The sequence below is a fragment of the Paenibacillus psychroresistens genome, from assembly GCF_009728935.1.
GTDB lineage: Bacteria > Bacillota > Bacilli > Paenibacillales > NBRC-103111 > Paenibacillus_AC > Paenibacillus_AC psychroresistens.
On sequence record NZ_CP034235.1, the window covers coordinates 5,327,080 to 5,350,989 of the forward strand.

At 41.0% G+C, this 23,910-nt stretch carries 24 protein-coding genes; 10 read left to right on the forward strand and 14 right to left on the reverse strand.

Annotated elements, in window-relative coordinates:
• Window position 1: 1 nt before the first annotated feature.
• Window positions 2–580 (reverse strand): 5'-deoxynucleotidase, encoded by a 579-nt coding sequence (gene yfbR, locus EHS13_RS24410; RefSeq protein WP_155702889.1) that lies wholly within the window; start codon window positions 578–580, stop codon window positions 2–4.
• Window positions 581–652: 72 nt separating this feature from the next.
• Here yfbR and EHS13_RS24415 point away from each other — a divergent pair, with 72 nt between their 5' ends.
• The 4 genes from EHS13_RS24415 (at window position 653) to EHS13_RS24430 (ending at window position 3,659) form a co-directional block, all read left to right on the forward strand.
• On the forward strand, window positions 653–1,813 hold the full coding sequence (locus EHS13_RS24415) for an MFS transporter (protein ID WP_405083594.1): 1,161 nt from the start codon (window positions 653–655) through the stop codon (window positions 1,811–1,813).
• A gap of 178 nt (window positions 1,814–1,991) precedes the next feature.
• The gene (locus EHS13_RS24420; protein WP_155702891.1) at window positions 1,992–2,321 is read left to right on the forward strand and encodes a PadR family transcriptional regulator; all 330 of its coding nucleotides are present in this window, start codon (window positions 1,992–1,994) and stop codon (window positions 2,319–2,321) included.
• Window positions 2,308–2,859, forward strand: coding sequence for an HAAS signaling domain-containing protein (locus tag EHS13_RS24425; RefSeq protein ID WP_155702892.1), 552 nt, complete (start codon window positions 2,308–2,310; stop codon window positions 2,857–2,859). Before EHS13_RS24420 ends, EHS13_RS24425 begins: the two co-directional genes overlap by 14 nt.
• Window positions 2,856–3,659 (forward strand): DUF4097 family beta strand repeat-containing protein, encoded by an 804-nt coding sequence (locus tag EHS13_RS24430; protein ID WP_155702893.1) that lies wholly within the window; start codon window positions 2,856–2,858, stop codon window positions 3,657–3,659. The genes EHS13_RS24425 and EHS13_RS24430 overlap by 4 nt, the downstream gene beginning before the upstream one ends.
• Window positions 3,660–3,786: 127 nt before the next feature.
• Here the strand turns inward: EHS13_RS24430 and EHS13_RS24435 are convergent, their stop codons facing one another.
• From EHS13_RS24435 to citZ, 5 genes are all read right to left on the reverse strand, one after another.
• Complete coding sequence (locus EHS13_RS24435) at window positions 3,787–4,281, reverse strand: histidine phosphatase family protein (RefSeq protein ID WP_155702894.1); 495 nt, start codon at window positions 4,279–4,281, stop codon at window positions 3,787–3,789.
• Between the two features lie 216 nt (window positions 4,282–4,497).
• On the reverse strand, window positions 4,498–4,929 hold the full coding sequence (locus EHS13_RS24440) for a DUF2269 family protein (protein ID WP_155702895.1): 432 nt from the start codon (window positions 4,927–4,929) through the stop codon (window positions 4,498–4,500).
• Between the two features lie 90 nt (window positions 4,930–5,019).
• Window positions 5,020–5,961: a malate dehydrogenase gene (gene mdh, locus EHS13_RS24445; RefSeq protein ID WP_155702896.1), complete on the reverse strand. Its 942-nt coding sequence runs from the start codon at window positions 5,959–5,961 to the stop codon at window positions 5,020–5,022.
• Between the two features lie 15 nt (window positions 5,962–5,976).
• Entirely contained in the window at window positions 5,977–7,272 is a 1,296-nt protein-coding gene (icd, locus tag EHS13_RS24450) for an NADP-dependent isocitrate dehydrogenase (protein WP_155702897.1), read from the reverse strand.
• Window positions 7,273–7,304: 32 nt separating this feature from the next.
• Window positions 7,305–8,420, reverse strand: a complete 1,116-nt coding sequence (gene citZ, locus EHS13_RS24455) for a citrate synthase (protein WP_155702898.1) — start codon at window positions 8,418–8,420, stop codon at window positions 7,305–7,307.
• A gap of 247 nt (window positions 8,421–8,667) precedes the next feature.
• Between citZ and EHS13_RS24460 the strand changes: the two genes are divergently transcribed.
• Window positions 8,668–10,194, forward strand: a complete 1,527-nt coding sequence (locus EHS13_RS24460) for a Ppx/GppA phosphatase family protein (protein WP_155702899.1) — start codon at window positions 8,668–8,670, stop codon at window positions 10,192–10,194.
• Here the strand turns inward: EHS13_RS24460 and ppk1 are convergent.
• Window positions 10,172–12,226, reverse strand: coding sequence for a polyphosphate kinase 1 (gene ppk1, locus EHS13_RS24465; RefSeq protein WP_155702900.1), 2,055 nt, complete (start codon window positions 12,224–12,226; stop codon window positions 10,172–10,174). The genes EHS13_RS24460 and ppk1 overlap by 23 nt on opposite strands.
• Before the next feature lie 171 nt (window positions 12,227–12,397).
• Here ppk1 and ytvI point away from each other — a divergent pair, with 171 nt between their 5' ends.
• Window positions 12,398–13,534 carry a sporulation integral membrane protein YtvI gene (gene ytvI, locus EHS13_RS24470; RefSeq protein WP_155702901.1) on the forward strand — a complete coding sequence of 379 codons (1,137 nt, stop codon included), beginning with the start codon at window positions 12,398–12,400 and terminating at the stop codon, window positions 13,532–13,534.
• Between the two features lie 6 nt (window positions 13,535–13,540).
• Here the strand turns inward: ytvI and EHS13_RS24475 are convergent, their stop codons facing one another.
• The 6 genes from EHS13_RS24475 to EHS13_RS24500 all read right to left on the reverse strand — a co-directional run bounded on the left by EHS13_RS24475 (window position 13,541) and on the right by EHS13_RS24500 (window position 21,658).
• Window positions 13,541–14,032: an acyl-CoA thioesterase gene (locus EHS13_RS24475; protein WP_155702902.1), complete on the reverse strand. Its 492-nt coding sequence runs from the start codon at window positions 14,030–14,032 to the stop codon at window positions 13,541–13,543.
• A gap of 141 nt (window positions 14,033–14,173) precedes the next feature.
• Window positions 14,174–15,928, reverse strand: coding sequence for a pyruvate kinase (pyk, locus tag EHS13_RS24480; protein ID WP_155702903.1), 1,755 nt, complete (start codon window positions 15,926–15,928; stop codon window positions 14,174–14,176).
• Between the two features lie 3 nt (window positions 15,929–15,931).
• Window positions 15,932–16,894, reverse strand: coding sequence for an acetyl-CoA carboxylase carboxyl transferase subunit alpha (gene accA / locus EHS13_RS24485; protein ID WP_155702904.1), 963 nt, complete (start codon window positions 16,892–16,894; stop codon window positions 15,932–15,934).
• Window positions 16,884–17,747, reverse strand: a complete 864-nt coding sequence (gene accD / locus EHS13_RS24490) for an acetyl-CoA carboxylase, carboxyltransferase subunit beta (protein WP_155705498.1) — start codon at window positions 17,745–17,747, stop codon at window positions 16,884–16,886. The genes accA and accD overlap by 11 nt, the downstream gene beginning before the upstream one ends.
• Window positions 17,748–17,799: 52 nt before the next feature.
• Window positions 17,800–17,988, reverse strand: coding sequence for a glutamate decarboxylase (locus EHS13_RS24495; RefSeq protein WP_155702905.1), 189 nt, complete (start codon window positions 17,986–17,988; stop codon window positions 17,800–17,802).
• 115 nt (window positions 17,989–18,103) lie between these two features.
• Entirely contained in the window at window positions 18,104–21,658 is a 3,555-nt protein-coding gene (locus EHS13_RS24500) for a DNA polymerase III subunit alpha (RefSeq protein ID WP_155702906.1), read from the reverse strand.
• 157 nt (window positions 21,659–21,815) lie between these two features.
• Here EHS13_RS24500 and EHS13_RS24505 point away from each other — a divergent pair, with 157 nt between their 5' ends.
• Genes EHS13_RS24505 through EHS13_RS24515 form a run of 3 tightly spaced genes read left to right on the forward strand, consistent with a single transcriptional unit; the run spans window position 21,816 to window position 23,013 of the window.
• Window positions 21,816–22,148 carry a YtrH family sporulation protein gene (locus tag EHS13_RS24505; protein WP_155702907.1) on the forward strand — a complete coding sequence of 111 codons (333 nt, stop codon included), beginning with the start codon at window positions 21,816–21,818 and terminating at the stop codon, window positions 22,146–22,148.
• Window positions 22,145–22,645, forward strand: coding sequence for a sporulation membrane protein YtrI (locus tag EHS13_RS24510; protein WP_155702908.1), 501 nt, complete (start codon window positions 22,145–22,147; stop codon window positions 22,643–22,645). Before EHS13_RS24505 ends, EHS13_RS24510 begins: the two co-directional genes overlap by 4 nt.
• A 56-nt stretch (window positions 22,646–22,701) precedes the next feature.
• Window positions 22,702–23,013 (forward strand): hypothetical protein, encoded by a 312-nt coding sequence (locus EHS13_RS24515; protein ID WP_155702909.1) that lies wholly within the window; start codon window positions 22,702–22,704, stop codon window positions 23,011–23,013.
• On the opposite strand, the gene EHS13_RS24520 is transcribed toward EHS13_RS24515, so the two are convergent.
• Complete coding sequence (locus EHS13_RS24520) at window positions 23,010–23,528, reverse strand: DinB family protein (RefSeq protein WP_155702910.1); 519 nt, start codon at window positions 23,526–23,528, stop codon at window positions 23,010–23,012. The genes EHS13_RS24515 and EHS13_RS24520 overlap by 4 nt on opposite strands.
• Window positions 23,529–23,612: 84 nt before the next feature.
• Between EHS13_RS24520 and EHS13_RS24525 the strand changes: the two genes are divergently transcribed.
• Window positions 23,613–23,909 carry a YtpI family protein gene (locus tag EHS13_RS24525; RefSeq protein WP_155702911.1) on the forward strand — a complete coding sequence of 99 codons (297 nt, stop codon included), beginning with the start codon at window positions 23,613–23,615 and terminating at the stop codon, window positions 23,907–23,909.
• The last annotated feature ends 1 nt before the right edge of the window (window position 23,910 follow it).

A 23,910-nucleotide genomic window follows, 5' to 3' on the forward strand; every position in this document is an offset into this window, starting at 1 on the left:
ATCACGTCAGCTCATCAATAGTCATCTCAAAAGCAGGCGCCATATGGGTAAGAAAGTAATTCACTTCGGGCATTTCCAGCTTACGCAATGATTCAAGGATTTGTTTCTTGGCATAAGAAAACTCTGAGTTTCCTGCATTTAGCTCTGAAACACATTTTAGATAGGCATCTAGTAAATCTCCGCCTTTCACAAACTTATACAGCTCAGGATCATGCTCCAGAATTAACGGCCGATACACCGATTGAAGCTCAGCTGGCAGCATATTCATTAATGTTACGGCAGCTGAACGTTCGATTTCGCGAAAATGCTCGAGAATTTCTGGGCTGCTATGTTTAACCGGCTGCGCTATATCACCTACAAAAACTTCAGTTGCATCGTGGAATAACGCCATAGAAACAATTTTATCGGTTGGCACATCCTTTTTGTAGATTTCATTCGCCACCGAGCATAACAGATGCGTCCAAATCGATACATAATAAGAATGCAGCGCAACGGATTCATGGTCCGTATTACGCATCAGCGACCATCTGTAAATATTCTTCATTCGGTAAAGAAAAGCCGGGAAATTATAGCTGTCCATACATTCATCTCCTAAAAAATTAAAGTTGGTGCTCCTATTACTATTAGCCGAATTCATCATATCATTTTTATCATCGTTACCTTAATCTATTGGACTACTCTATACATTTACGTTCCTATTCTATCTCCCTATCTGGAAAGTCGCGGCTTAAGCTACTTACTAGTAGGAGTCATCCTTGGCAGCTATGGTTTCGTCCAGATCTTTGTTCGTTTACCTCTGGGTATAATCTCCGACAAGCTGCGGGTACGCCGTCCATTTCTCGCAATTGGTCTCGCTACAGGAGCGCTGAGCTGCTTATTATTTGCCATTAGTGATCAATGGGGCTGGACATTGGCCGCAAGAGCCGTTTCTGGTGTATCTGCATCATGCTGGGTAGCTTTTACAGTCCTATATGCGAGCTACTATCATAAAAATGACGCCACCCTAGCCATGGGACGCATTAGTACATTAACTGTTTGCGGACAGCTTATAGGGATGGGCTTAAGCGGTTTACTGGCGGATCATTGGGGCTGGAACTCTGCGTTCTGGACTGGTGCTGTGATTGGCTTAGTTGGGCTTATTGTTACGTTTGCTATTAAAGAGCCTGAAGAGGGTGTCTCTCGTATCCCCATCGAAGTTAAAGACTTAGTTAAAGTCATGCGTATGCCAACCTTGCTCAAGGTATCTACATTATCGATTCTAGCTCATTGTATTTTGTTTATCACGATGTTTGGCTTTACGCCGTCTCTAGCAGTAAGTCTTGGAGCGTCCAAAACTGAGCTGAGCCTACTCGTCTTTGCTTTTATGATCCCACATGCTGCTGCAGCATTCGTAACCAGCCGTTGGATTGTCCCTAAAATTGGCGCATGGAATTCCGTTCTTATCGGCTTTGCGGTCAGCTCTATTTGTACAGTAGCGCTTGCCTTAGCGCCATCATTTGGTTGGCTTGCATTCTCCCAGATTTTTAATGGGTTTGCTCAAGGGATGCACTTACCCCTGCTGCTCGGCTTATCTATCCAAAGCATTGAGATCTCCAAACGTGCTACTGCGATGGGCTTTTATCAGTCCGTCTACTCCATCGGTATGTTCGCGGGTCCATTCTTAGCTGGCTGGCTGAATGAGTCGTTTGGCTTAGTAAGTGGCTTCTATTTGGGAGGAGTATTTGGACTGATAGCTATTGTACTTACAAGGATTTGGACCTATTTACCTCGTAAGAATTCATCCACTACCTCTAAAAAACCTTCAACACCTTAATAAATTATACCTTAAAAAGATACCGAGACCAACCCTTAAAACAAACGGAGACTAACCTACATTTCACTCCAAAAAAACCATTAACCATATATATACAAATAATCTCCTATGTGCTATAGTCATATACATGTCATAAACCAGTACCTTGTAATGTATAGTACTAGAAAAGGGTGAGCAGATGAATGTGCAGTTTAAAAAAGGCGTGCTGGAATTATGTGTCTTAGTGTTAACTGCCAGCAAGGACCGCTACGGATATGAGCTAGTTCAGAGCATCTCTGAGAAATTTGCAATTGCTGAAGGTACCGTCTATCCATTGCTGCGCAGGCTTACGTTAGAAGGTTATTTCACTACTTATCTAGTGGAGTCTACAGAAGGACCGCCACGTAAATATTACAAGCTATCTCAGCAAGGGCAAGCCTATATGGATCAATTAGTAAGCGACTGGAGCACTTTTTCAGAAGGTGTGAATCAGATTATTGAGGAGGGTTTAAACCATGTCAAAAAATGAATATTTAAAAGAATTAGGCCAGCTGCTTAAAGCAATTCCTCTGCAAGATCGTAATGAATTACTAGCTGATTATAGTGAGCACTTCACCTCTGCTTTAGAAGCAGGCAAACAAGAATCAGAAATAATTGAAGCTTTGGGAAACCCTAAGACTATTGCCAAAGAAATCATAGCTGATTTCAATATGCAGCGTATTAATAAGCGTTTTTCTTTAGTGAATGTAGCTAATGCGACCTTCGCCATTATTAGTCTAGGGTTTCTCAATCTGGTGATTGTATTAGGACCTTTAATTGGCTTCATCGCGGTATTAGTGGCTTTGGTTGTAGTGGCTCTTGTTTTGATTATTGCAGCCCCGATTGGAATGATCTACAGCTTGGGTTTCTCTAAGGAATTGCTCCAAAATAGCTTTTTAATTCTAATGAGTATCAGCATTGGAGTTTTGTTGAGTATTGGATTATTTTATCTAATTAAATGGTTATATAAGCTCTTCATTCGTTATTTGCAATTTAATTTGCAAGTAGTCAGGAGGAATAACCGATGAGCTCAGCAACAATAAGACGAATCAAAAATCTTGCACTTATAGGTCTTATCATAGGTATACTTGGTAATGGCGTGCTTTATCTGCAAGGTATTTCTCCCTTTAATCTCACAGTTGTCGATCAATCCTATACTGCAGAAGCTGGAACAATCCAGAATCTTGAGGTTAATTCTTCCATTGATAATATGATTGTCAAGCCAAGCCTTGATGATCAATTTCATTTCCGGATCCTTGGTAAAGTCAGCCATTCCCCCAAGACTTCCGAGTTCGAGTATAAGTTAACAACAGACCGGGATACATTAAAATTTACTCTACCTGAGAATTGGAAGCTCCAATTTGGAGTTGCCATTTCCAATATCCACTTAGAGATTTCTGTTCCTAAAAAGCTTTTCAAACGGATCAGCATTAAATCTTCAAGCGGAGATATCACAATAAGTGATATTCAAAGTGAAGTAATTCAATTAGAAAATAGCTCAGGCAACATTAAAACCCAAAACATTACAGGTCAATTGAAGCTAGTAACTGGAAGTGGCGATATCCGAGTGGATCTCAATAAATTAGAGCAGGATCTTAGTTTTAAGACAGGCAGCGGTACTTTTAAACTTAACTTGTTACAGGCACCTCTGGCCATAGAAACAAATTTAACAACAAAGAGCGGTGAAATCGAGCAAAAGCTGCCTAATTTATTGTTTAAAGATTCACCAGATAGTGAAAAACAGCAAAGCGGTGTCCTTGGAAGCAATGGTTTTAAAGTAGAGGGCAGCACGAGATCTGGGGATATTACGATAAAGGTAGTTAAGTAATGGATTCATGTGTCCAGGGAAAATAACAAAAACCCAGTCCATACACGAAAATCAAGTGTTAGACTGGGTTTAGTTTGTTGAGCTACCGTATTGCGACCTCTGCTGCGGTAAGTATCTTAACTATTATTTACTCCAAGTGAGATGTACAGTTTGTAAATCTCACAATATGAGCCTTAGGATGATACTCCAAGAAATGAATACCTGTATTATCCGAATGGAACCATACATTCTTATCTGTAGGTAATTCAAGGAAGCTTTCAATGAGCCTTGTGATCACTCCTCCATGAGTAATAATGGCGATTCTCTTGTATTGTTTACTGTTCTCTTTTATGAAAGTCAAAATATGTTCAGCTCTCATCCTAAATTCTAAGTTATTTTCATCATCGTTTTGCTCTCGCAGCTCATCCAGGTATTTCACTGGACAACCTATAATATTCCCTAAGATTTCAGCTGTTTTACTTGCACGCTGTAATGTGCTTGACCATATAAATTCTGGAGGAAACTCATTAGATACACGCAAAGACATTTTTTCACCTTGCTCTACACCTTTACTCGTTAAAGGTTCTTGTACGTTTATCGAATCTTCTTCAGATTCGCCATGGCGAATTAATAATATTTGCACGATTTTCACCTCGATTATTTATTTTTCCTGTTCATAAAAATGTATGCGCAGGTTCAACCCTCATAATAAATTAATTCTTCCTTTTTTTATAAAATCCTTCATTTGAAACTATCAGATTTATTTGTATTCTGGCGTTAAGAAGAATTCAAAAAGGCACTGTTACTTTAGGATAATGAATATCCAATGTAACAGTGCCTAGTTTGCGATCATTACAGCTTAAATTATATCCCTATAAACCATCAATACAACAATAACAATCAATACTACAGTTAATAAACTACTAAACATTTTAATTTTAGTTACATCTTTATCCGTACCCGCTCCAGTTTGTGTGCCTTTTGCAATGCGTTTCAAAGGTCCACCTAGCATGCCGGAGAAAGCGCCTGCAAGCACTAGTAAAACAATTGCTGTGATCATCCAGGCTGTGGTTAATGAATCCTTCTCTTTACCAACCAAATAACCGCCTGTCAAAAATTGAACAATCAACAAAAATTGACCGAAGCGATTGGCTGTAACTAATGCTTGTACATATCCCTCTTGTGCTTGTTTGTTTAAAGAACTGATTCGAGTAGCCAATACCGGAAATACCAAGTAAAAACCCATTCCTACTGCTCCTAGAACATGCAAAAATACGATAAATTCCATCATTCACTCTTCCTTTCCTTGGTATTATTGAATTCCACAAGCTTTATTATACAACAAAAGAGCCTAGGAACAGGCTCTTTTTGTGTCAAATATTTAGATATTTATAATTTGGATTACATTACGTACAGATTGAGCTGATTTATCTAATGCTGCTTTTTCATCAGAAGTTAAATCCAGTTCAAAAATCTTTTCAATTCCGTCGCCGCCAAGAATGGTTGGAACACCCATGAACAGGTTATCATAGCCATATTCGCCTTCTAGCAAAGCAATACAAGGAATAATGCGTTTCTTATCTTTAATAATAGCTTCGGACATTTGCACCAAAGAAGCTGCTGGAGCGTAATACGCGCTGCCATTACCAAGCAAGTTAACGATCTCGCCTCCACCTGTACGTGTACGTTGTACAATGGCTTCAATGCGATCGGATGCAATTAGCTTCTCGATTGGAATACCGCCAACATTAGAGTAGCGAACCAATGGAACCATGTCATCGCCATGTCCACCAAGTACAAAACCACGAACATCTTCAACGGAAACATTAAGCTCTTGTGCAATAAATGTGCAATAACGTGCTGTATCCAACACACCGGATTGGCCGATTACACGATTCTTAGGAAAACCAAGAGTTTGGTATGCCACATAAGTCATTGCATCTACTGGATTACTTAGAATAATTACGATTGAATCCGGACAATGTTGTTTGATATTCTCACAAACAGTTTTCATAATTCCCGCATTCGTATTAACTAAATCATCCCGACTCATCCCTGGCTTGCGAGCGATACCAGCAGTAATAATGACAATGTCCGAACCTGCTGCATCTTCATAGTTAGAAGTACCCACAATGTTGCTGTCAAAGCCTTGCACTGGACTAGCTTCTAGCATGTCCAACGCCTTACCCTTAGTTGGATTCTCCAATTGCGGAATATCCAATAAAACAACATCTGCTAATTCTTTCTGCGCTAGCATGTAAGCCGTAGTTGCACCGGTGAAGCCTGCGCCGACAACAGTGATTTTTTTCCGTTGAATTGCCATGGAATCGTTCGCCTCCTACATATTTTTAATAATTTGGTTTGCGAATTCGGAGCATTTAACTTCTGTTGCGCCTTCCATCAAACGAGCGAAATCATAAGTTACCGTTTTATTGTTAATCGAAGTTTCCATACCTTTATAGATCAATTCCACTGCTTCCAACCAGCCCAAATGCTCAAGCATCATAACACCGGATAGAATTACGGAACCTGGGTTTACTACATCAAGACCAGCATACTTAGGTGCAGTACCATGTGTAGCTTCAAAGATTGCATGACCTGTTAAATAGTTGATGTTAGCTCCAGGTGCAATACCAATGCCTCCAACTTGTGCTGCTAATGCATCGGACAGATAATCTCCGTTCAAGTTTAAAGTAGCAATTACATCAAAATCTGTAGGACGAGTTAAAACTTGTTGTAAAGCAATATCTGCAATCGCATCTTTTATGATGATTTTGCCAGCTGCTTCTGCTTCTTTTTGAGCTTGGTTTGCTGCATCTGCGCCTTTATCGGCTTTAATGCGGTCAAATTGCTCCCAAGTGAATACTTGATCGCCAAATTCTCTTTCAGCAAGCTCGTAGCCCCAGTTTTTGAAGGCTCCTTCAGTGAACTTCATGATGTTGCCTTTGTGTACCAAGGTAACACTCTTACGGCCATGCTCAATTGCATAAAGAATAGCTGCACGAACCAAACGCTCGGAACCATCTTTCGAAACTGGCTTGATACCAATACCGGATGTTAATGGGAAACGAATGTTTTTAACGCCCATTTCATTCTGTAAGAAATCAATAACCTTCTTAACTGCATCCGTACCTTCTTGATACTCAATCCCAGCATAAATGTCTTCTGTATTCTCACGGAAAATGACCATGTCAACAAGCTCTGGACGTTTCACGGGTGAAGGAACACCTGCAAAATAACGAACAGGACGAAGACATACATACAGGTCAAGCTCTTGGCGCAAAGCTACGTTAAGTGAACGAATTCCCCCGCCGATTGGCGTAGTCAAAGGTCCTTTAATCGCAACGATATATTCACGAATTGCTGTTAAAGTGTCTGCAGGCAACCAGCTGTTATATTTGTTAAATGCTTTCTCTCCAGCATAAACTTCGTACCAAGCAATTTTCTTCTCACCGTTGTAAGCTTTTTCTACTGCTGCGTCCAATACGCGTTGTGCAGCTGCCCAGATATCAGCACCCGTGCCATCTCCCTCGATGAAAGGAATAATTGGATTATTAGGAACTACCAAAGTCCCGTTATCGATTGTGATTTTTTGTCCTTCTGTTGGTAATGCGTAATTTTCAAAAGCTGCCATGAATAATTTCCTCCTAGAGTATGTGTTTTATTTTATGAGCGTTGATCTATTGGTACATATGATTGATTAACAGGTCCTGTATATTCAGCACGTGGACGGATTAAACGATTGTTGTCATATTGCTCTAAGATATGAGCTGTCCACCCAGAAGCCCGGCTTATAGCAAAGATCGGTGTGAACAAATCGCGTGGGATCTTTAAATAGGTATAACACGATGCGGAGTAGAAATCCACGTTTGGTCTAAGTCCTTTTTTCCCAGTTACGATTTCTTCGATTTTAATCGACATGTCATACCACTTCATATTACCGGTAATTTCGCCCAATGCGCGTGACATTTTTTCTAAATGCTTCGCACGTGGATCTCCATTTTTATAAACACGGTGTCCAAAGCCCATAAGCTTTTCTTTGTTTTCCAACTTCTTGTTTACATAAGATTCTACATTGTCCAAAGAACCGATTTCGTCTAACATAGCCATTACCGCTTCATTAGCACCACCATGCAAAGGTCCTTTTAAGGCACCAATCGCAGAGGTTACGCCTGAATAGATATCAGATAATGTAGCAACCGTTACGCGAGCTGCAAAAGTAGATGCATTCAACTCATGATCTGCATGTAAAACCAAAGCTTTATCTAAGGCTTCGATGGCAACCTTATCTGGTTTATCGCCTGTTAGCATATATAAGAAATTCTCTGCTATCGAAACGCCTGACTTAGGGCTAATCACTTCTTTGCCTTCACGAATACGTGCAAAAGCAGCAATGACTGTAGGAATCTGAGCTTGAAGCTTGATTGCTTTCAACACATTGGCATCTCTGCTCATGTCATTAGCACTTAAATCATATAGAGACAAGCTTGAAACGGCTGTACGTAAAGCCGCCATGGAGTTGGTATCTTTAGGATAAAGTCTCATCTGATCAATTACAGCAGTCGGAATTGCTGAATTAGCACTCAAGTCTGACAGCAGCTGGTCCAATTCGGATTGATTGGGCAATTTGCCATACCATAACAAATAAGCAACTTCTTCAAACGTTGCCTTCTCTGCAAGTTCATCGATGTCAATTCCGCGGTATGTAAGAATTCCGTCGATGATCGAGCTGATTGAAGATGTCGTAGCGACAATGCCTTCTAAACCTTTGGTTGTCGTCATTTTGAATCTCTCCTTTGTTTTGTAAATTTCTATATGAATGCAAATGGCAACACTCAATAAGTAAAGTTTATCAACTTCCTACTTCTAATAATAATCTATTTTGGGAACGATGGGAATAAATCACGACATAAAACTTCATTATCACAATCATAAACTAATTTTGTTAAGCAGTGTTTTGTACATTACAGGAATAATGGTAAAATGAATTCTAACTTACTGCATTATCACCTTGCAACAGGAGGCTTACATGATTAACTTCAAAAGAGTAGGTATTATCGATATCGGATCCAATTCCATACGTTTAGTAATTACTGAAGAAACCGAACACGGGGCACATCATGTAATTGATGAAAGCAAGGATTCTGCTCGACTTAGTGAGCGTATTGGCAATGATGGGATCCTCAAGCAGGAAGACCAGAAAGTTATTGCACAAATTCTTAATTATTTCAGAAAAATGTGTGAAGCCAACCGCACAGCTGTAATTCGCGCCGTGGCAACAGCAGCCATTCGAAATGCAACCAATTCAGCAGCTATACTTAGCTACATTGAACAAGAAACTGGTTTAACTATAGAGCTCTTGAGTGGCGAGGAAGAAGCCCGTCTAGGTTTCCTAGGCATGATCAATGCAATAGATCTTGAAGATGGTTTTCTTGTAGACATTGGTGGCGGCAGTACTGAAATCAGTCTTTTTCTAAACCGCAGCCTTATAAGAAGCGTCTCATTTCCATTCGGATCTGTCAATACCACTAAGCGCTATAGTCGGAATGGTGATATGAACGCAGATGATATTGGACGCATTCAGTCTATGGTTATATCTGCATTAGATAAACAAAAATCCTGGTTGCTTAATCGTAAAGGCCTTCCTCTAGTCGGCTTAGGCGGCACCATTCGCAGCATCTGCAAGCTGGACCAGCGCCAGAAAAGATATTCACTTCCTCTTACACACAATTATGATATGGATAGCCAATCCATGGATCATTTAGTCCAAGACCTTTCTATACTTACTGTGGAAAACCGCAAAAAGGTAGAAGGCATGTCCAAGGATCGTGCTGATATTATTGTGCCTGGTTTAATTATCCTGCAAACGATCTTCCGCTATATTGGCTCCAGCTATTACAAAATTAGCGGATCTGGCTTAAGGGACGGTTTATACTATGAGACCGTGTTTCCGGAGCAGCCTAAGATCACATCTGTTTTAAAATATAGTGTGCGTAATTTACTTGCTTTACATCCTTCTGTACCTGTCGTACATGTCGAGCATATCAATCAGCTAGCCTTAAAGCTGTTCGATGAAATGAATATTTCGCATGAACTTGGTGTACGGAGCCGTGATTATTTGGACACGGCTTCCTTACTTTACCGAATTGGAGTAACTGTGCTCTATTATGAATACGCCAAGCATACCTTTTACTTAATGGCCCATTCGCGGATCGATGGTTTAAGTCATCGTGAAATCTTGATTTGTGCATTTATTGCCTCTTACAAAAATAAAAATCGGACTAAGAAAATGTGCTTAGAGTACAAAGACATTTTGACAGAATCCGATTTTAATTACATTGAGAAATTAGGCATGCTCTTGCAGCTAGCTATCGCACTAGACCGAAGCGAGACTCAACCTATCCAAGCTTTGTCTGTATTCGTTAATAAAAAAGAGCTTGGATTACATTTGAATTGCAGCCATCCACCCATTATTGAACTGCGTGAAATTCAAAATCTCCAAAAAGAATTCAAAAAGACGTGGGGACTGCAGCTTATATTGACTTCCACGCTTTAATATTCATCGCTTCAAACTGACTGCGTCTTGGATTTTCTGGATTTGGAACCGTTACATACAGCCCATTCGTTTGCAAATGTCTTGCCTTAACATTATCGCTTAAGGTAATTTGCAGGATACGAATGAGGTTGTTTTTTATCTCTTTATCAAAAACAGGGCACATTAATTCAATTCGCCTCGTTAAATTACGTGTCATCCAATCTGCACTAGATAACCAAATCGAGGGATCTCCATCATTCTCAAAATAAAATATCCGCGAATGCTCCAAGAATCGATCCACAATGCTTCTCACCGTTATATTCTCACTTAAGCCGACAACACCTGGTCTCAAGCAGCATACCCCACGGACGATTAAATCAATCTTTACACCTGCTTGTGAAGCTGAATAAAGCTCATCAATCATTTCTTGATTGGAAAGTGAATTCATCTTAGCAATGATATGCGCTGGCTTGCCTTCCGTTGCATTCTTAGCTTCGTTCCGAATAATCTCGAATAGCTTCTGCTTCATATCCGTTGGAGCTACCCCAAAAGCCTGCAAATGCTGAGGAGCCGAGTATCCTGTGATTTCATTGAACAAAGCAGATGCATCTTCACCAATCGTCGGATGGCTTGTGAATAGTCCAATATCGGTGTAATAACGGGATGTAATGTCATTATAATTTCCAGTACCTACATGTACATATCTGCGTAAAACGTCATGCTCTTGGCGAACGACCAAGGTAATCTTAGCATGGGTTTTCAACCCTACTAATCCATAGACAACATGGCATCCTGATTTTTCCAGCTTACGTGCCCATGCAATATTGCGTTCCTCATCAAAACGTGCTTTTAGTTCGACAAGAACGGTAACCTGTTTCCCAGATTCAGCGGCTCTCGCTAGGGATTGTATGAGATTAGATTGACCACTTACCCGATATAATGTCATTTTGATTGCTAGGACTTGAGGATCCTCAGCAGCCTGAGCAATAAAATCACTAACGACTTCAAACGTTTCATAAGGATGATATATTAAAACGTCCTTTTGACGTAGCACCTGGAAAAAATCATCGATCACATCAAATTCTTTTGGATAAGCCGGCTCGATATCCGCAAAACGCAAATTGTCATGGCCAAGGACTACATTCGAAAGCTTCATTAAGTAACTGATATCAATCGGACCATCGATCTCCATCACATTTTCTTCGATCTCAAACTCTTCCTTCAACAACGCAAGCGCGTAAGGATGCATTCCTTTCTGCACTTCCAAGCGGATAGGTGAACCCCAACGTCGACGGCGCAGCTCTTTTTCGATCTCTTCAAGCAGATCCTCTGCCCCTTCTTCGTTAAGGGTTAGATCTGCATTACGCGTTACACGAAAGCCATGCACGGAGAGTGGAATATAACCGCTGAACAGCGTTTTAATGTGACGTTGGATCAAATCCTCCAGCAGGATAAACTCTTGCTTCTTGCTATTCGTCCTTATTGGAACACGTACTAACCGGGAGAGATTAGAGGGAACCTGCACAATAGCAATATAAGGCTCATCTTCAGGGTCATCCCCTTCTTTCAATAGCAAGGTCGCAAGATATAAACTCTGGTTATGCACAAGCGGGAAAGGACGGCTTTGATCAACTGCCATTGGTGTTAAAACTGGGAATATAATGTCATGAAAATAAGTATCCATTAACTTTTGTTGATTGACTGATAATTCATCGTAAGATGCAAAAATAATCCCTTCTTTAGCAAGCTGTCTGCTGATATCACGAAAGGTTTTGTATTGCTCTGTTACCATGCGTGTCGTCCGTTTTGTGATTCTTTTGATTAAACCTGAAGGTATGTAGCCTGTAAAATCTTTCTTCAAATAGCCTGCTTTTAATTGATCCATGATTCCAGCAAATCTTACGCTCATAAACTCATCCAGGTTTGTAGAAACAATCGAAAGAAATTTAACCCTCTCTAACAATGGTGTCGCAGTATCCTGAGCTTCCTCGAGAACACGCCAATTAAATTCAATCCAGCTTAAATCTCGGTTTAAATAATTCGATGTGCTCATAGCGCGCCTCCATTAGAATGACTCATCTTAGTATGAATCGACAATGTTTTTAGAGTGTTACTGTTTTGTAAAGGTATTGTAAATTTAATTTTTACTCGTACATTATCACATGATATTTCAGTCTTACTCATCTCATGATACAATGCTTTTATAAAGTTTAATTTTGGAAGGATGAAAAGCTTGGATAAACTACTTCAGAAACAAATTTTCCGTGGCCTATATGTACTCATAATTTTGTTAGCGATTGTTTTGGCCTTCTATTACGTTCTTCCGTTGGTTTATCCGTTTCTATTTGGCTGGGTCGTAGCCCTAATTCTCAACCCGTTGGTTAATCTACTACATACTAAAGTAAAATTACCGCGAATGCTTGCTACCCTTATTTCTTTACTGATATTCTGTGCAGTCACATTGGGGATTCTAACAGCCTTAACCATCAATATAGTCATTGAGATTAGTTCCTTGGCTGACACTATTCAGAATAACATCAATACCTGGAAAGATGAAATAATCGTTTATATCAACTCAGACTATATTCAGAATATTGTTACACAAATCAATGTATTTTATCAAGATAATGAGCAGCTTCAAGATCCCATTAACAACGCTCTAACCAATTCGACTAAAATCATTGCTGGTCTGAGCTCATCCATCGTCAATCTTGTTTTTAATTTCATTGTGAACTTTATTACCTCACTACCGAGTTATGCAACCTTTGCGATCATCGGCTTACTTGCCGCTTTCTTCATAAGCAAGGACTGGTATAAGTTAATTAAACGCTTCGGAGGATATTTCCCTGATAAAATACGTGAATCCTCCCATGCCATTTGGGGCGATTTGCAAAGAGCATTGTTCGGCTACGTGCGGGCACAATTGATCCTAATCACAACGACCGCTACCTTTGTCCTTATCGGTTTAGTCATCCTCGATGTTAAATATGCCATCACCATCAGCTTACTAATTGGCCTTTGCGATTTAATGCCTTATCTGGGTGTAGGTGCATTTATGGTACCTTGGATCATTTTCCTATTCATTCAAGGAAATATTTATTACGGTATCGGAGTCAGTGTAATTTATGGAATCGTATTGGTGGTCCGTCAAATCATTGAACCTAAAGTACTGGCGACCAGTGTCGGACTTAATGCATTAGCTACATTAGTTTCCATGTTTATTGGACTTAAACTCTTTGGTGTTCTAGGACTTATCATTGGACCTGTGTCCTTGATTGTTCTTACTGCTTTTCATAATGCGAATGTGTTCAAAGATATTAGGGATTACGTGAAAGGCAAATCGCCAATTATTGAACAATAGGAGAATTTAATCACTCGATCCTGCTTGGTCTCCTATAAGAAGCTTAAACAAATCAGGCGCTTGTTTATCAATACGGGCCGCTTTCCAGTCCCGATTAACCCAAACGTGTCTAGTTTCACCGCTAACCAATAACTCTCCCGTAGGCTCAATGAACAGGCTCTGGTCCGCTTCTAGCGGTGAGGCGCCTGTTTCTTTATTTGAATTCCGGCGAATCTCACTAGAAAATCTTACACGTATATTGGAATATTCAATCATTTTAGTATAGATCGTTATTTGATCATCATAGCGAGCTGGCAGCCTGAACTTAATCTCTGCGTCCGTTAGCGGCAGTAACAATCCTCGCTTTTCCAAGTCTTCATAAGTCATTCCTCTAGTGCGTATCCATTCCGTTCGACCGATTTCAAACCAATTCAAATAGTTTGCATGATAAACTACACCCATTTGATCGGTTTCTTGATATCTCACCCGTAATGGGTGGCTTGACCAATTCTGAGGCATTCAGTTCACTCCTTTTATAGTGTTAACGGGAATGGAATCCTTAATTGTTGCCCGTTAACAGTTTAGTTCAAAAAAGCGAAGCAGACTTGCGATCTGCTCCGCTTCGTTAAGATATATTATGAAACTAAGTCTTATTGAGAATTACATTACTTTTGATTTACCTGAGTAGATAACGCCAACCTCTGGATAGATCGAAACTTCCAAACCATCGGTAAGAAGGTCAAAAACATTGTCTACACCAACAATAACAGGGATACCTAGGCTTAAACCAACTACAGCAGCATGAGAAGTAATTCCGCCTGTTTCTGTAATTACGGCCGAAGCACGTTGGAAGGCAGGGATGTACTCTTTATCTGTAGAGATCGTAACTAATATGGCTCCATCTGTCATTTTGCGGATAGCTTCTTCTGGAGAACGAGCTGTAACAACTTGTCCATTAGCCGTTGTTGTGCCAATTCCTTGGCCTTTAGCTAGCATTTCGCCTACATGATGGACCTTGATTAAGTTTGTTGTTCCTGAACGACCTACTGGAACGCCTGCTGTAATCACAACAATATCACCTAAACGTATATAACCAGCTTGCATAACACTGTCTACAGCAAGCTCGAACATTTCATCTGTGGTGCGTGCTTTTTCACCTAAAATAGGAATTACTCCCCAAATCAGAGCAAGTCGACGCATCGAGCCTTCGTTCGGAGTTACAGCGAAGATCGGTGCTTTAGGGCGATATTTAGAAACCATACGTGCTGTATAGCCGCTTTCGGTAGAAGTGATAATCGCCTTTGCTTGAAGATCCAAAGCACAATTAGCTACAGATTGACTGATTGATTCGGTAACGGAAATTTGTTGAGCTTGGCTTTGTCTATTAAGAATTTCGCGATAATCGAGCGCTGATTCTGCACGCTCTGCAATGCGCGACATAGTTTGTAAGGATTCAATTGGGTATTTGCCAGCAGCCGTTTCTCCTGAGAGCATAATAGCATCTGTGCCATCAAAGATAGCATTTGCTACGTCACTCGCTTCCGCACGTGTTGGACGAGGATTACGTTGCATGGAATCCAGCATTTGAGTTGCTGTAATAACCGGTTTACCAACGTGATTACATTTGCGAATCATTGATTTCTGTACCAATGGAACTTCCTCAGCTGGAATTTCAACCCCAAGATCTCCACGAGCAACCATTAAGCCATCGGAAACTTCAAGGATTTCGTTTAAATTATCGACGCCTTCTTGATTCTCGATTTTCGAAATGATCTGGATATGCGAGGCATTGTGTTTCTCAAGCAATTGGCGAATTTCCAAGACATCACTTGCTTTTCTTACAAAAGAAGCAGCAATGAAATCAACGCCTTGTTGAATTCCAAACACGATATCATTGGCATCTTTTTCAGTAATTCCCGGTAATGAAATTTTCACCCCTGGTACATTAACACCTTTTTTGCTTTTGATTTGCCCGCCATTAACGATAACGCAATCTATTTCTGTACCTTGAACTCCGACTACTCTAAGTCCGATCAAGCCATCATCAATTAATATAGTTGAACCGATATGAACATCATTCGGCAGATCCTGATACGTAATTGAAATACGATGCTTATCGCCTAATATTTCTTCCGTAGTTAGAACAATATGCTCATCCTGAACCAAATCAATTGGCTCTTCTTTTAGCTTACCTGTGCGTATTTCTGGACCTTTGGTATCCAAGAGTATGGCAACTGTTTTTCCGAGCTCTTTGCAGGCTTGACGAATGTTAATAATTCGATTGCCATGCTCTTCAAAATCACCGTGAGAAAAATTAAGCCTTGCCACGTTCATTCCGGCATTAATCATTTTTTTCAACATGTCTAACGATTCGCTTGCTGGTCCAATGGTACATACAATTTTGGCTTTACGCATGATTCATCCTCCTAATAGGGCTGTTTTCCCTATCGTTCTAAATTTATGAAAGCGGTGTTCCCGCAGTTCCAACTCGTTTAATTGCTGCAATTCTGTTAAATGCTTACCAATTGCTTGCTGAATTAGCTGTGCTTGTTGAGTTAAATCTCGGTGTGCACCACCACGAGGCTCAGGTACAATATCATCGATCACACCCAGCTCAAAAATATCTTGGGCGGTAATTTTCATATTCTCAGCTGCTAAAAGTGATTTAGAAGCATCCTTGTAAAGAATCGATGCTGCTCCCTCAGGGGAGATAACCGCATAAATCGAATGCTCCAGCATTAAAACGCGATTGCCAACACCAAGTGCTAATGCACCGCCGCTGCCACCTTCACCGATGACAATACATATAATAGGGACCCCGAATGAAGACATCTCATGTAAATTTCTTGCTATGGCTTCCGCTTGTCCTCTTTCCTCAGCAGCTGCACCTGGATAGGCGCCTTTAACATCTATGAAAGTAATAATAGGACGTTTAAATTTATTAGCCTGCTGCATTAAGCGCAAAGCTTTGCGAAACCCCTCCGGATGTGGCATGCCGAAATTACGGGCAATATTATCCTTGGTATCTTTCCCTTTTTGGTGCCCAACAACCGTTACGGGTATACCATTAAATTTGGCTATGCCGCCAACTATAGCTAAATCATCGCCATAAAGCCGATCACCATGAAATTCAACATAATCCGTAAAAATCTCTTGAATATAATCCAACGTAGTTGGACGCTGTGGGAATTTCGCTATCTGGATCTTGTGAGCTACAGTCAGATTCGCATAAAGCTCATCCTCTAATTTAATGAATCTTTCTTCCAATCGGCTAATCTCATCGGCAAAATCAATCTTCTTATCTGTACCAAATTTACGTAGCTCTTCAATCTTGCCACGCAGCTCAGCTAGAGGCTGTTCAAAAGGCAATTCAGCTGCCATTAGAGTTAACCTCCTTTACAGTATGAATATCCAAAATATTAATCAGAGTTGCACGCATATCCTTGCGATGGACCACTTTATCAAGCTGTCCATGCTTTAAATTAAATTCAGCTGTTTGAAAATTATCAGGCAGCTTCTGGCGAATCGTTTGTTCAACAACACGTCTGCCGGCAAAACCAATGGTTGCACCAGGTTCAGCTAGGATGATATCTCCCAGCATCGCAAAGCTTGCACTAACTCCACCTAAGGTTGGATCTGTCATCACCGAGATATAAAGCCCGCCTTGCTCTTGGAACTTGGCTAAAGCTGCACTTGTTTTGGCCATTTGCATCAGGGACAATATGCTCTCCTGCATTCTTGCTCCAGCAGAAGTAGAGAATAGAATCAATGGCAGCTTCTTTTCCATGGCTGCTTCAATAGCACGAGTTATTTTTTCACCAACTACGCTGCCTAAAGTACCTGTAAAAAACTCAAAGCTCATCGCACCAAACACGACTGGAAACCCACCAATCGTACCTTCCCCAGTTATGACACCATCATTGAAGCCTGTCTTTTCCATCGCTTGAGCGATTTTGTCTTCATAGCCTGGAAAATTCAACGGATTCACTGAGATCATATCTGCGTCATATTCAATTAATTGACCTTCATCCAAGGTCATTTGAATCCGCTCAGCTCCGTTTAACACGAAATGATAACCGCAGGATGAGCAAACCTTCATCGTTTTTTCAAGTTCCATACTGAATTGAATTGTACTGCACTTGGGACATTTGTTCATTAGGCCTTCTGGAATCTCTCTTTTCGTGCTTTCCGAAGGGATCGTTGCATATTTGCGTTTTTTCTGGAATAAATCCATAAATGATGACACTTTGACACCTCACCAGGCGTTATTTTCAAGAAACTATCGATTATCTATGTAAAATGGAATTAAGTACTTCTTGTACTTCTTCCAGCTCACCTGCAGGAACTAATATTTCGAACTGATTCTTGGTTAAATTAATGGCACGGATCTTTACAAGAAAACCTTCTTCTGTCAATTTCAACTTAATGCGCTCGGCTATTTTTGACGTTGGAGCAATATAAATGACCGTCCACATATATTATTACCCCCTGAATTAAGCTACTTAGGTCCATACAACCACTAATGATAACACAAAAACACTTTTTATCGCAACAATGGAAAGATAATGGAATGATTACCAGATAGATAGGCTACTGCACTTTAATAGCTCCGCTTCCCATCAATGCTTCAAGGGAGCGAATAAAATCCTCAGATGGCTTAACGTTATATTGGTTATTGAGTGCGACCATCTTCTGTTCCCTCTCGTAGAAAAGTACAACCTGCAAGGAACCGCTATGATCCTGAAGAGCTGCTTTTAGCCTTGCAAGAATAGTTTGATTCTCATAGGCTTCACTAATTTTCACAAAAACACGCTGCTGCTTACTGCTTGCAGGCTTGGGCTTTTCCACTGGGGGAGTCGACCTCGGTTTCGGTTCCACATTACGTGATTGTTGTTTGGAGTAAGTTGTGCGTTGAAACTGCAAAAGCAGCTGATCCTGCTGATCCGGATTATTCATTGCCACAACTTGATCTGCCAATAATTTGATGTCCTCGTCCTGCAGCTGCAGCTTTGCCTTGACTAAGATTAATTCACCCTTTTGGATAAAGCTATTAAATCTCTTCCAGGTTTCAGGGAATAAGACCACTTCGACTTTCTCCACTCGATCCTCAAGCTCAATAAAAGCCATTTGCATGCCCTTTTTGGTGACTATAGTTTTCACTGATATGACCATTCCTGCGACAATAACTTCACTGAGGTCTGGGAGCTCTGGCAAATGAATCATTGCGGAAACACCGCTGGTTTGCAGCAGTGTTTCATAGGCATCCAATGGATGGCCTGAGAGAAAAATACCGAGCAATTCTCGTTCTAGCTCCAATTGCTGCATGATCGTAAATGGGCGAATTTCCGGATATTCAATCGTCCAATTGATTTCCTCATCAAAACCAAACAAAAACAGCTGCAGCTCATCCCGCTCCTTTTTCCACTTGATCGCCGCTTCCAAGGTTGCATCCAAGATAGCTAACAGCTGGGCGCGATGGCCCTCCAAGGAATCAAAGGCACCTGCTTGCAGCAAGGATTCTAAAACCCGTTTATTGCAAACTCTCAAATCCACACGGCGGCATAAATCAAGCAAGCTATCGTATGGCCGTTCTAATCGTTCCTTCATAATGGAATCAATCGCTTGAGTACCTACATTCTTAATTGCAGCTAGACCAAATCGGATGACCATTGTTCCTTCAGCATCCACCTTCACCGGCGTAAAAATCATCCCGCTTTCGTTGACATCCGGTGGCAATACCTTGATCTGCAAACGACGGCAATCATCGACATACTCAGCAACCTTACGATGGCTCCCCATAACGGCTGTCAGCATGGAGCTCATGAAATGAGCTGGATAATGTGCCCGTAAATAAGCGGTTTGAAAAGCAATCACGCCATAAGCCGTCGCATGAGCTCGCGGAAAGCCATAATCAGCGAAGCGGACAATCATATCGTATACTTTATGCGCATCCTCATCTGAATAGCCCTCTTGCAAGCTGCCGGCGACAAAATGCGCCCGTTGTTGATCCAGCACCTCACGCTTTTTCTTGCTGACCGCACGGCGAAGCACATCTGACTCTCCCAGAGAGAAACCTGCCATCTTAGAAGCGATTTGCATGATTTGTTCCTGATAAACAATGATCCCATAGGTTGTCTGCAGAATGGGAATGAGAGATTCATGTGGATAATCCACTTCAATCTCTTTATGCTTGCCTTGAATATATTTAGGAATGAATTCCATTGGCCCAGGACGATAAAGTGCTAACACTGAAATAATATCCTCGAATTCCGTTGGCTTTAAGTCCTTAAGCACACGTCTAACACCTTGAGACTCCATTTGAAAAACGCCTGTTGCGTCACCACGACTTAACATTTCATAGGTTAAGGGATCATTGTCCGGTATCTTCTTGAAGTTCAAGGGCTCGCCAAACGAGCTTTTAATCGATGCCTGCGTTCGTTCAATAATCGAAAGCGTGCGCAAGCCCAAGAAATCCATTTTTAATAGACCAATGCTCTCTAGATGCTCCATAGCATATTGAGTCAACGGTGTCTTCACCGTGCCTTCCTGCAAAGGGACATATTGAGTTAAAGGTTCATTCGATATCACGACGCCTGCTGCATGTGTGGAAGCGTGACGCGGCATACCTTCTACCTTCATGGCAATTTGCAGGAGCTCGGCTGTCTTAGCATGGCTATGGCTTAAAGCTTGCAATTCCGGACTGCCTGCGATTGCCTCTTCAAGAGTAATGCCTAGCTGAAAGGGGATCATCTTAGCTACGCGATCTACCTCATGGTAAGGCATATTCAATACCCTGCCGACATCACGAATAGCCCCCTTGGCTGCCATGGTACCGAATGTAATAATCTGGGCTACACGCTCTGCCCCATATTTATCCACGACATAATCGATGACTTCATCTCGCCGCTCATCGCTGAAATCAATATCGATATCCGGCATGCTAATTCGTTCTGGATTAAGGAAGCGCTCAAACAATAATTGATAACGAATGGGATCGACGTCAGTAATCTTCAGAACGTAAGCGACTAAACTACCCGCAGATGAACCACGTCCTGGTCCTACAGCAATATTCTGTTCATGTGCATAACGAATAAAATCCCAAACGATTAGGAAATAATCGGAAAACCCCATAGTTTGAATGACACTTAATTCATAGCTGAGACGTTGATCCAGTACTTCACGCGGTTCTATATTTAACCAATCTTCGCTTTCGCCATAACGTTGTTCCAGCCCTGTTAAACACAGCTGTTTTAAATATTCACCCGCTGATAATCCCTCGGGAATGGGTTCGAATCTAGGCAGAATCGATTGGCCAAACTCCAGCTTAAGCTCACATTTTGCAGCAATCTCGGCCGTATTCGTCATGGCCCCCGGTGCATGTGCGAACAATCCAGCCATTTCCGCTCCACTTTTCAGATAAAGCTGCGTCGAAGCGAATTTCATCCTGTCCTGATCATCAACGGTTTTCCCTGTGCCAATACAGAGAAGAATGTCTTGCATCGCATGATCCTCAGATAATACATAATGCACATCATTGGTCACAACTAGCGGGATCCCCGTTTCTTGGCTTAGGCGGATCATCGACAAATTCACTTTCTTTTGCTCATAGATTCCGTGATCCTGCAGCTCCAAATAGAAATCATCCTCAAAAATAAGCTGATATTTCTCAGCCGCCAGCTTAGCTTCCTCATAACGATCATGCAGCAGATGCTGCGAAATCTCACTTCCTAGGCACGAGCTTAAACAAATGATTCCTTCGGAATGTAAGGCAAGATGCTTCAAGTCTATTCTTGGTTTATAGTGAAAGCCTTCTAAATGAGCAATGGAACAAAGCTTCATTAAATTCTGGTAGCCGATATGATTCTTCGCCAATAACAGCAGGTGATAGATCGGCTGGTCTTGCCTGCTTGCTTTAGTATGTAGAGAACCACTTGTAAAATACATTTCACAGCCAATAATCGGTTTAATTCCATGCTTCAAACAAGCTTTATAAAAAGGGATTGCCCCGTACATGACACCATGATCCGTTAAAGCTAACGAAGACATACCTAATTCCGCTGCTTTTGCTGTTAAGCTATCAATTCGTGCAGCACCATCCAATAAGCTATATTCACTATGTACATGAAGATGGACAAAATTATCCATAGGTCGTCGTTCCCTCTCTGTTGCGCGTTCCTTCTATTTTACCATAGCACGCCTAAAAAGCGAACCTCTATTCCCATACTTATTTCATACAAAGATTCATACAAATAAAAGAGGACAATCCTCTGCATTAAGCAAGACCGAAAGGGGAGCTTCACAAATGGCTCATTTCATTACAAAGCTGGCATCCGATTTTTTTATCGCTTTTGGGATTGTGCTTGGCGGCAGCCTATTGGGTGGAATTAGCGCAGTCATTTTTCTGGAGTCACCCTCGTTTACGATGGAACGTATTGCAGGGAATATTAAAATATGGGCTATGGTAGCCGCAGTCGGGGGTACAATCGATCCCTTGAGAGTCATAGAGAGTAATTTTCTTGAAGGTTACTTATCTCCAGCAATTAAACAAATTCTATTCTTTATTAGTGCTTTTATCGGGGCTCATCTCGGATTCCTCTTAATCCAATGGATTTGCAAAAGCCCAGGTAAATCATGAGAGTTCCCCCATTTGAGCGTTATGAAAAGGCACTTGCTGGAGCTGGAATTTTTCTCGTTGGATTGATTGTTGGCTGTGCGCTTTTCATGAGTATTTATCAGAATAATTTCAGCATTTTATCGATTCAAAATCAACAGCTGCGCTCTGAATTGAAAAGTTTAAAAGACGATATCCGGCTAAATGGCCTTAAACAAAAAAAATCCTCGCATGCTCTTATTCATAGCATCAAAGTTACCTTTGAACGAAAACCCGAAGCTAATAAAATGGACGAGGTTAGTGAAAATAAATTGCGTGAAGAGATTACACAAGACCTCCAATTCTTATACGGTTCAGAGATTCGTAAAATCAGAGATGACCCCTTGCTCTATCGTAATCTGCTGGAAGGCAAAACCTATCACGCCATTCAAGAACGAGATTATACCATTTATGTGCGGAGCCTTATCATTATTGACGATGAATTAACGATTACGCTAAGTGCAGCAGTGGTTCGAAAATAAGCTGAAAAGTGGTATACTCTATCCTATAACTCACGAAGAATATGGGGTAATAAATCATGCATCCAAAAGTTAAACAAGCATTAGAGGTCACTTTAAGCAACTGGCAAGCGATGTCGAAGAGTGATTCTGAGGAAGCAGAATCTTCTGCAAATGAATTCGAAGCTTCCTTTTATATTTTTATTGATGCAGTACGTGAATGGTTTAATAGTTTGGAACAATACCCGCAAACAATAGACGAATTTCTTACATTGCCGATGATTGAGCATATTCTGGACTTACTTCCAGCACCCTTATATTTGAACTTCGAAACAGAGGCAGAGCTTATCCTTGAGCATAAAACGAGGATCGAAGATGCCAAATATGATTAAGGCAGTAAATATCTAGCTTTAATCACATTCATATGGTGTGTTTCATGCCCAGCTATGATGAAAGCAGCTGCGCGTGCAGACAATGGATGATTCTGAAATTCTCCACGACGAAGCATAATGGACTCTGATAAATGATTAATAAGCGTAATTGACGATTGTCGAACAGCTGAATAATCCTTAAGCACCTCGATAAACGGTAAATCTTCAAATGGAGCTTCCAATGCAAAAATATCACGATCATATCCGGGTAACTCTCGTACATCCCCGCGTGCAATTCTCAGTATACGATAATTCCATAGCCGCTCCACATCAACAATATGCCCGACTACTGTTTTGAGACTCCATTTACCTTCTGCATACTTGAAAGCGGCTTGCTCTTCGGTTAGTCCTCCCAATAATAATCGCGTTATATCATGCTGATTCTGCAAAATAATTTTCAAGCTACCCTCTGGCACTAAACGGACATATTGCTCTGCTAATGCTGGGTATTCGTCAGTTTCAGGTCTAATGCTCATATTTGCCTCCTATTATAGTTAAAAGTTGATTTTATGGTGAATTATCAGTAGAGTGGAGAAAAACGCGGCTGAAGGAGTTTTCCCATGTTATCTTACTTTTCGTTTTTCCTTACTACGGTCATTTTGCTTTCGTTGCTGGCGACAGTTTTCTATAGCTACCGTTCTCGTTTACAAACAGACGCCTTTAAAAAAGGTGTTTTATCCTCCAAAATGAATATTTCCATGGGATTCATGCTCGTATCTATGGCGTTGCTGCAGATTTTTCTGTTTGAAGCTAATAACATGCGTACTGTTTTAGGAATCATCTTCCTTTTATTAGGATTATTCAATTTCTTCTCAGGTGCGCGCAACCTCATGCACTATCGCTCACGCAAGCAATAAT

What these genes read in the sequence shown, in the direction of transcription:
- yfbR (WP_155702889.1), bottom strand. Translation starts at nt 580, where the DNA reads ATGGACAGCTATAATTTCCCGGCTTTTCTTTACCGAATGAAGAATATT.
- EHS13_RS24420 (WP_155702891.1), top strand. Translation starts at nt 1,992, where the DNA reads ATGAATGTGCAGTTTAAAAAAGGCGTGCTGGAATTATGTGTCTTAGTG.
- EHS13_RS24425 (WP_155702892.1), top strand. Translation starts at nt 2,308, where the DNA reads ATGTCAAAAAATGAATATTTAAAAGAATTAGGCCAGCTGCTTAAAGCA.
- EHS13_RS24430 (WP_155702893.1), top strand. Translation starts at nt 2,856, where the DNA reads ATGAGCTCAGCAACAATAAGACGAATCAAAAATCTTGCACTTATAGGT.
- EHS13_RS24440 (WP_155702895.1), bottom strand. Translation starts at nt 4,929, where the DNA reads ATGATGGAATTTATCGTATTTTTGCATGTTCTAGGAGCAGTAGGAATG.
- mdh (WP_155702896.1), bottom strand. Translation starts at nt 5,961, where the DNA reads ATGGCAATTCAACGGAAAAAAATCACTGTTGTCGGCGCAGGCTTCACC.
- icd (WP_155702897.1), bottom strand. Translation starts at nt 7,272, where the DNA reads ATGGCAGCTTTTGAAAATTACGCATTACCAACAGAAGGACAAAAAATC.
- citZ (WP_155702898.1), bottom strand. Translation starts at nt 8,420, where the DNA reads ATGACGACAACCAAAGGTTTAGAAGGCATTGTCGCTACGACATCTTCA.
- EHS13_RS24460 (WP_155702899.1), top strand. Translation starts at nt 8,668, where the DNA reads ATGATTAACTTCAAAAGAGTAGGTATTATCGATATCGGATCCAATTCC.
- ppk1 (WP_155702900.1), bottom strand. Translation starts at nt 12,226, where the DNA reads ATGAGCACATCGAATTATTTAAACCGAGATTTAAGCTGGATTGAATTT.
- ytvI (WP_155702901.1), top strand. Translation starts at nt 12,398, where the DNA reads ATGAAAAGCTTGGATAAACTACTTCAGAAACAAATTTTCCGTGGCCTA.
- EHS13_RS24475 (WP_155702902.1), bottom strand. Translation starts at nt 14,032, where the DNA reads ATGCCTCAGAATTGGTCAAGCCACCCATTACGGGTGAGATATCAAGAA.
- pyk (WP_155702903.1), bottom strand. Translation starts at nt 15,928, where the DNA reads ATGCGTAAAGCCAAAATTGTATGTACCATTGGACCAGCAAGCGAATCG.
- accA (WP_155702904.1), bottom strand. Translation starts at nt 16,894, where the DNA reads ATGGCAGCTGAATTGCCTTTTGAACAGCCTCTAGCTGAGCTGCGTGGC.
- accD (WP_155705498.1), bottom strand. Translation starts at nt 17,747, where the DNA reads ATGGATTTATTCCAGAAAAAACGCAAATATGCAACGATCCCTTCGGAA.
- EHS13_RS24495 (WP_155702905.1), bottom strand. Translation starts at nt 17,988, where the DNA reads ATGTGGACGGTCATTTATATTGCTCCAACGTCAAAAATAGCCGAGCGC.
- EHS13_RS24500 (WP_155702906.1), bottom strand. Translation starts at nt 21,658, where the DNA reads ATGGATAATTTTGTCCATCTTCATGTACATAGTGAATATAGCTTATTG.
- EHS13_RS24505 (WP_155702907.1), top strand. Translation starts at nt 21,816, where the DNA reads ATGGCTCATTTCATTACAAAGCTGGCATCCGATTTTTTTATCGCTTTT.
- EHS13_RS24510 (WP_155702908.1), top strand. Translation starts at nt 22,145, where the DNA reads ATGAGAGTTCCCCCATTTGAGCGTTATGAAAAGGCACTTGCTGGAGCT.
- EHS13_RS24515 (WP_155702909.1), top strand. Translation starts at nt 22,702, where the DNA reads ATGCATCCAAAAGTTAAACAAGCATTAGAGGTCACTTTAAGCAACTGG.
- EHS13_RS24520 (WP_155702910.1), bottom strand. Translation starts at nt 23,528, where the DNA reads ATGAGCATTAGACCTGAAACTGACGAATACCCAGCATTAGCAGAGCAA.
- EHS13_RS24525 (WP_155702911.1), top strand. Translation starts at nt 23,613, where the DNA reads ATGTTATCTTACTTTTCGTTTTTCCTTACTACGGTCATTTTGCTTTCG.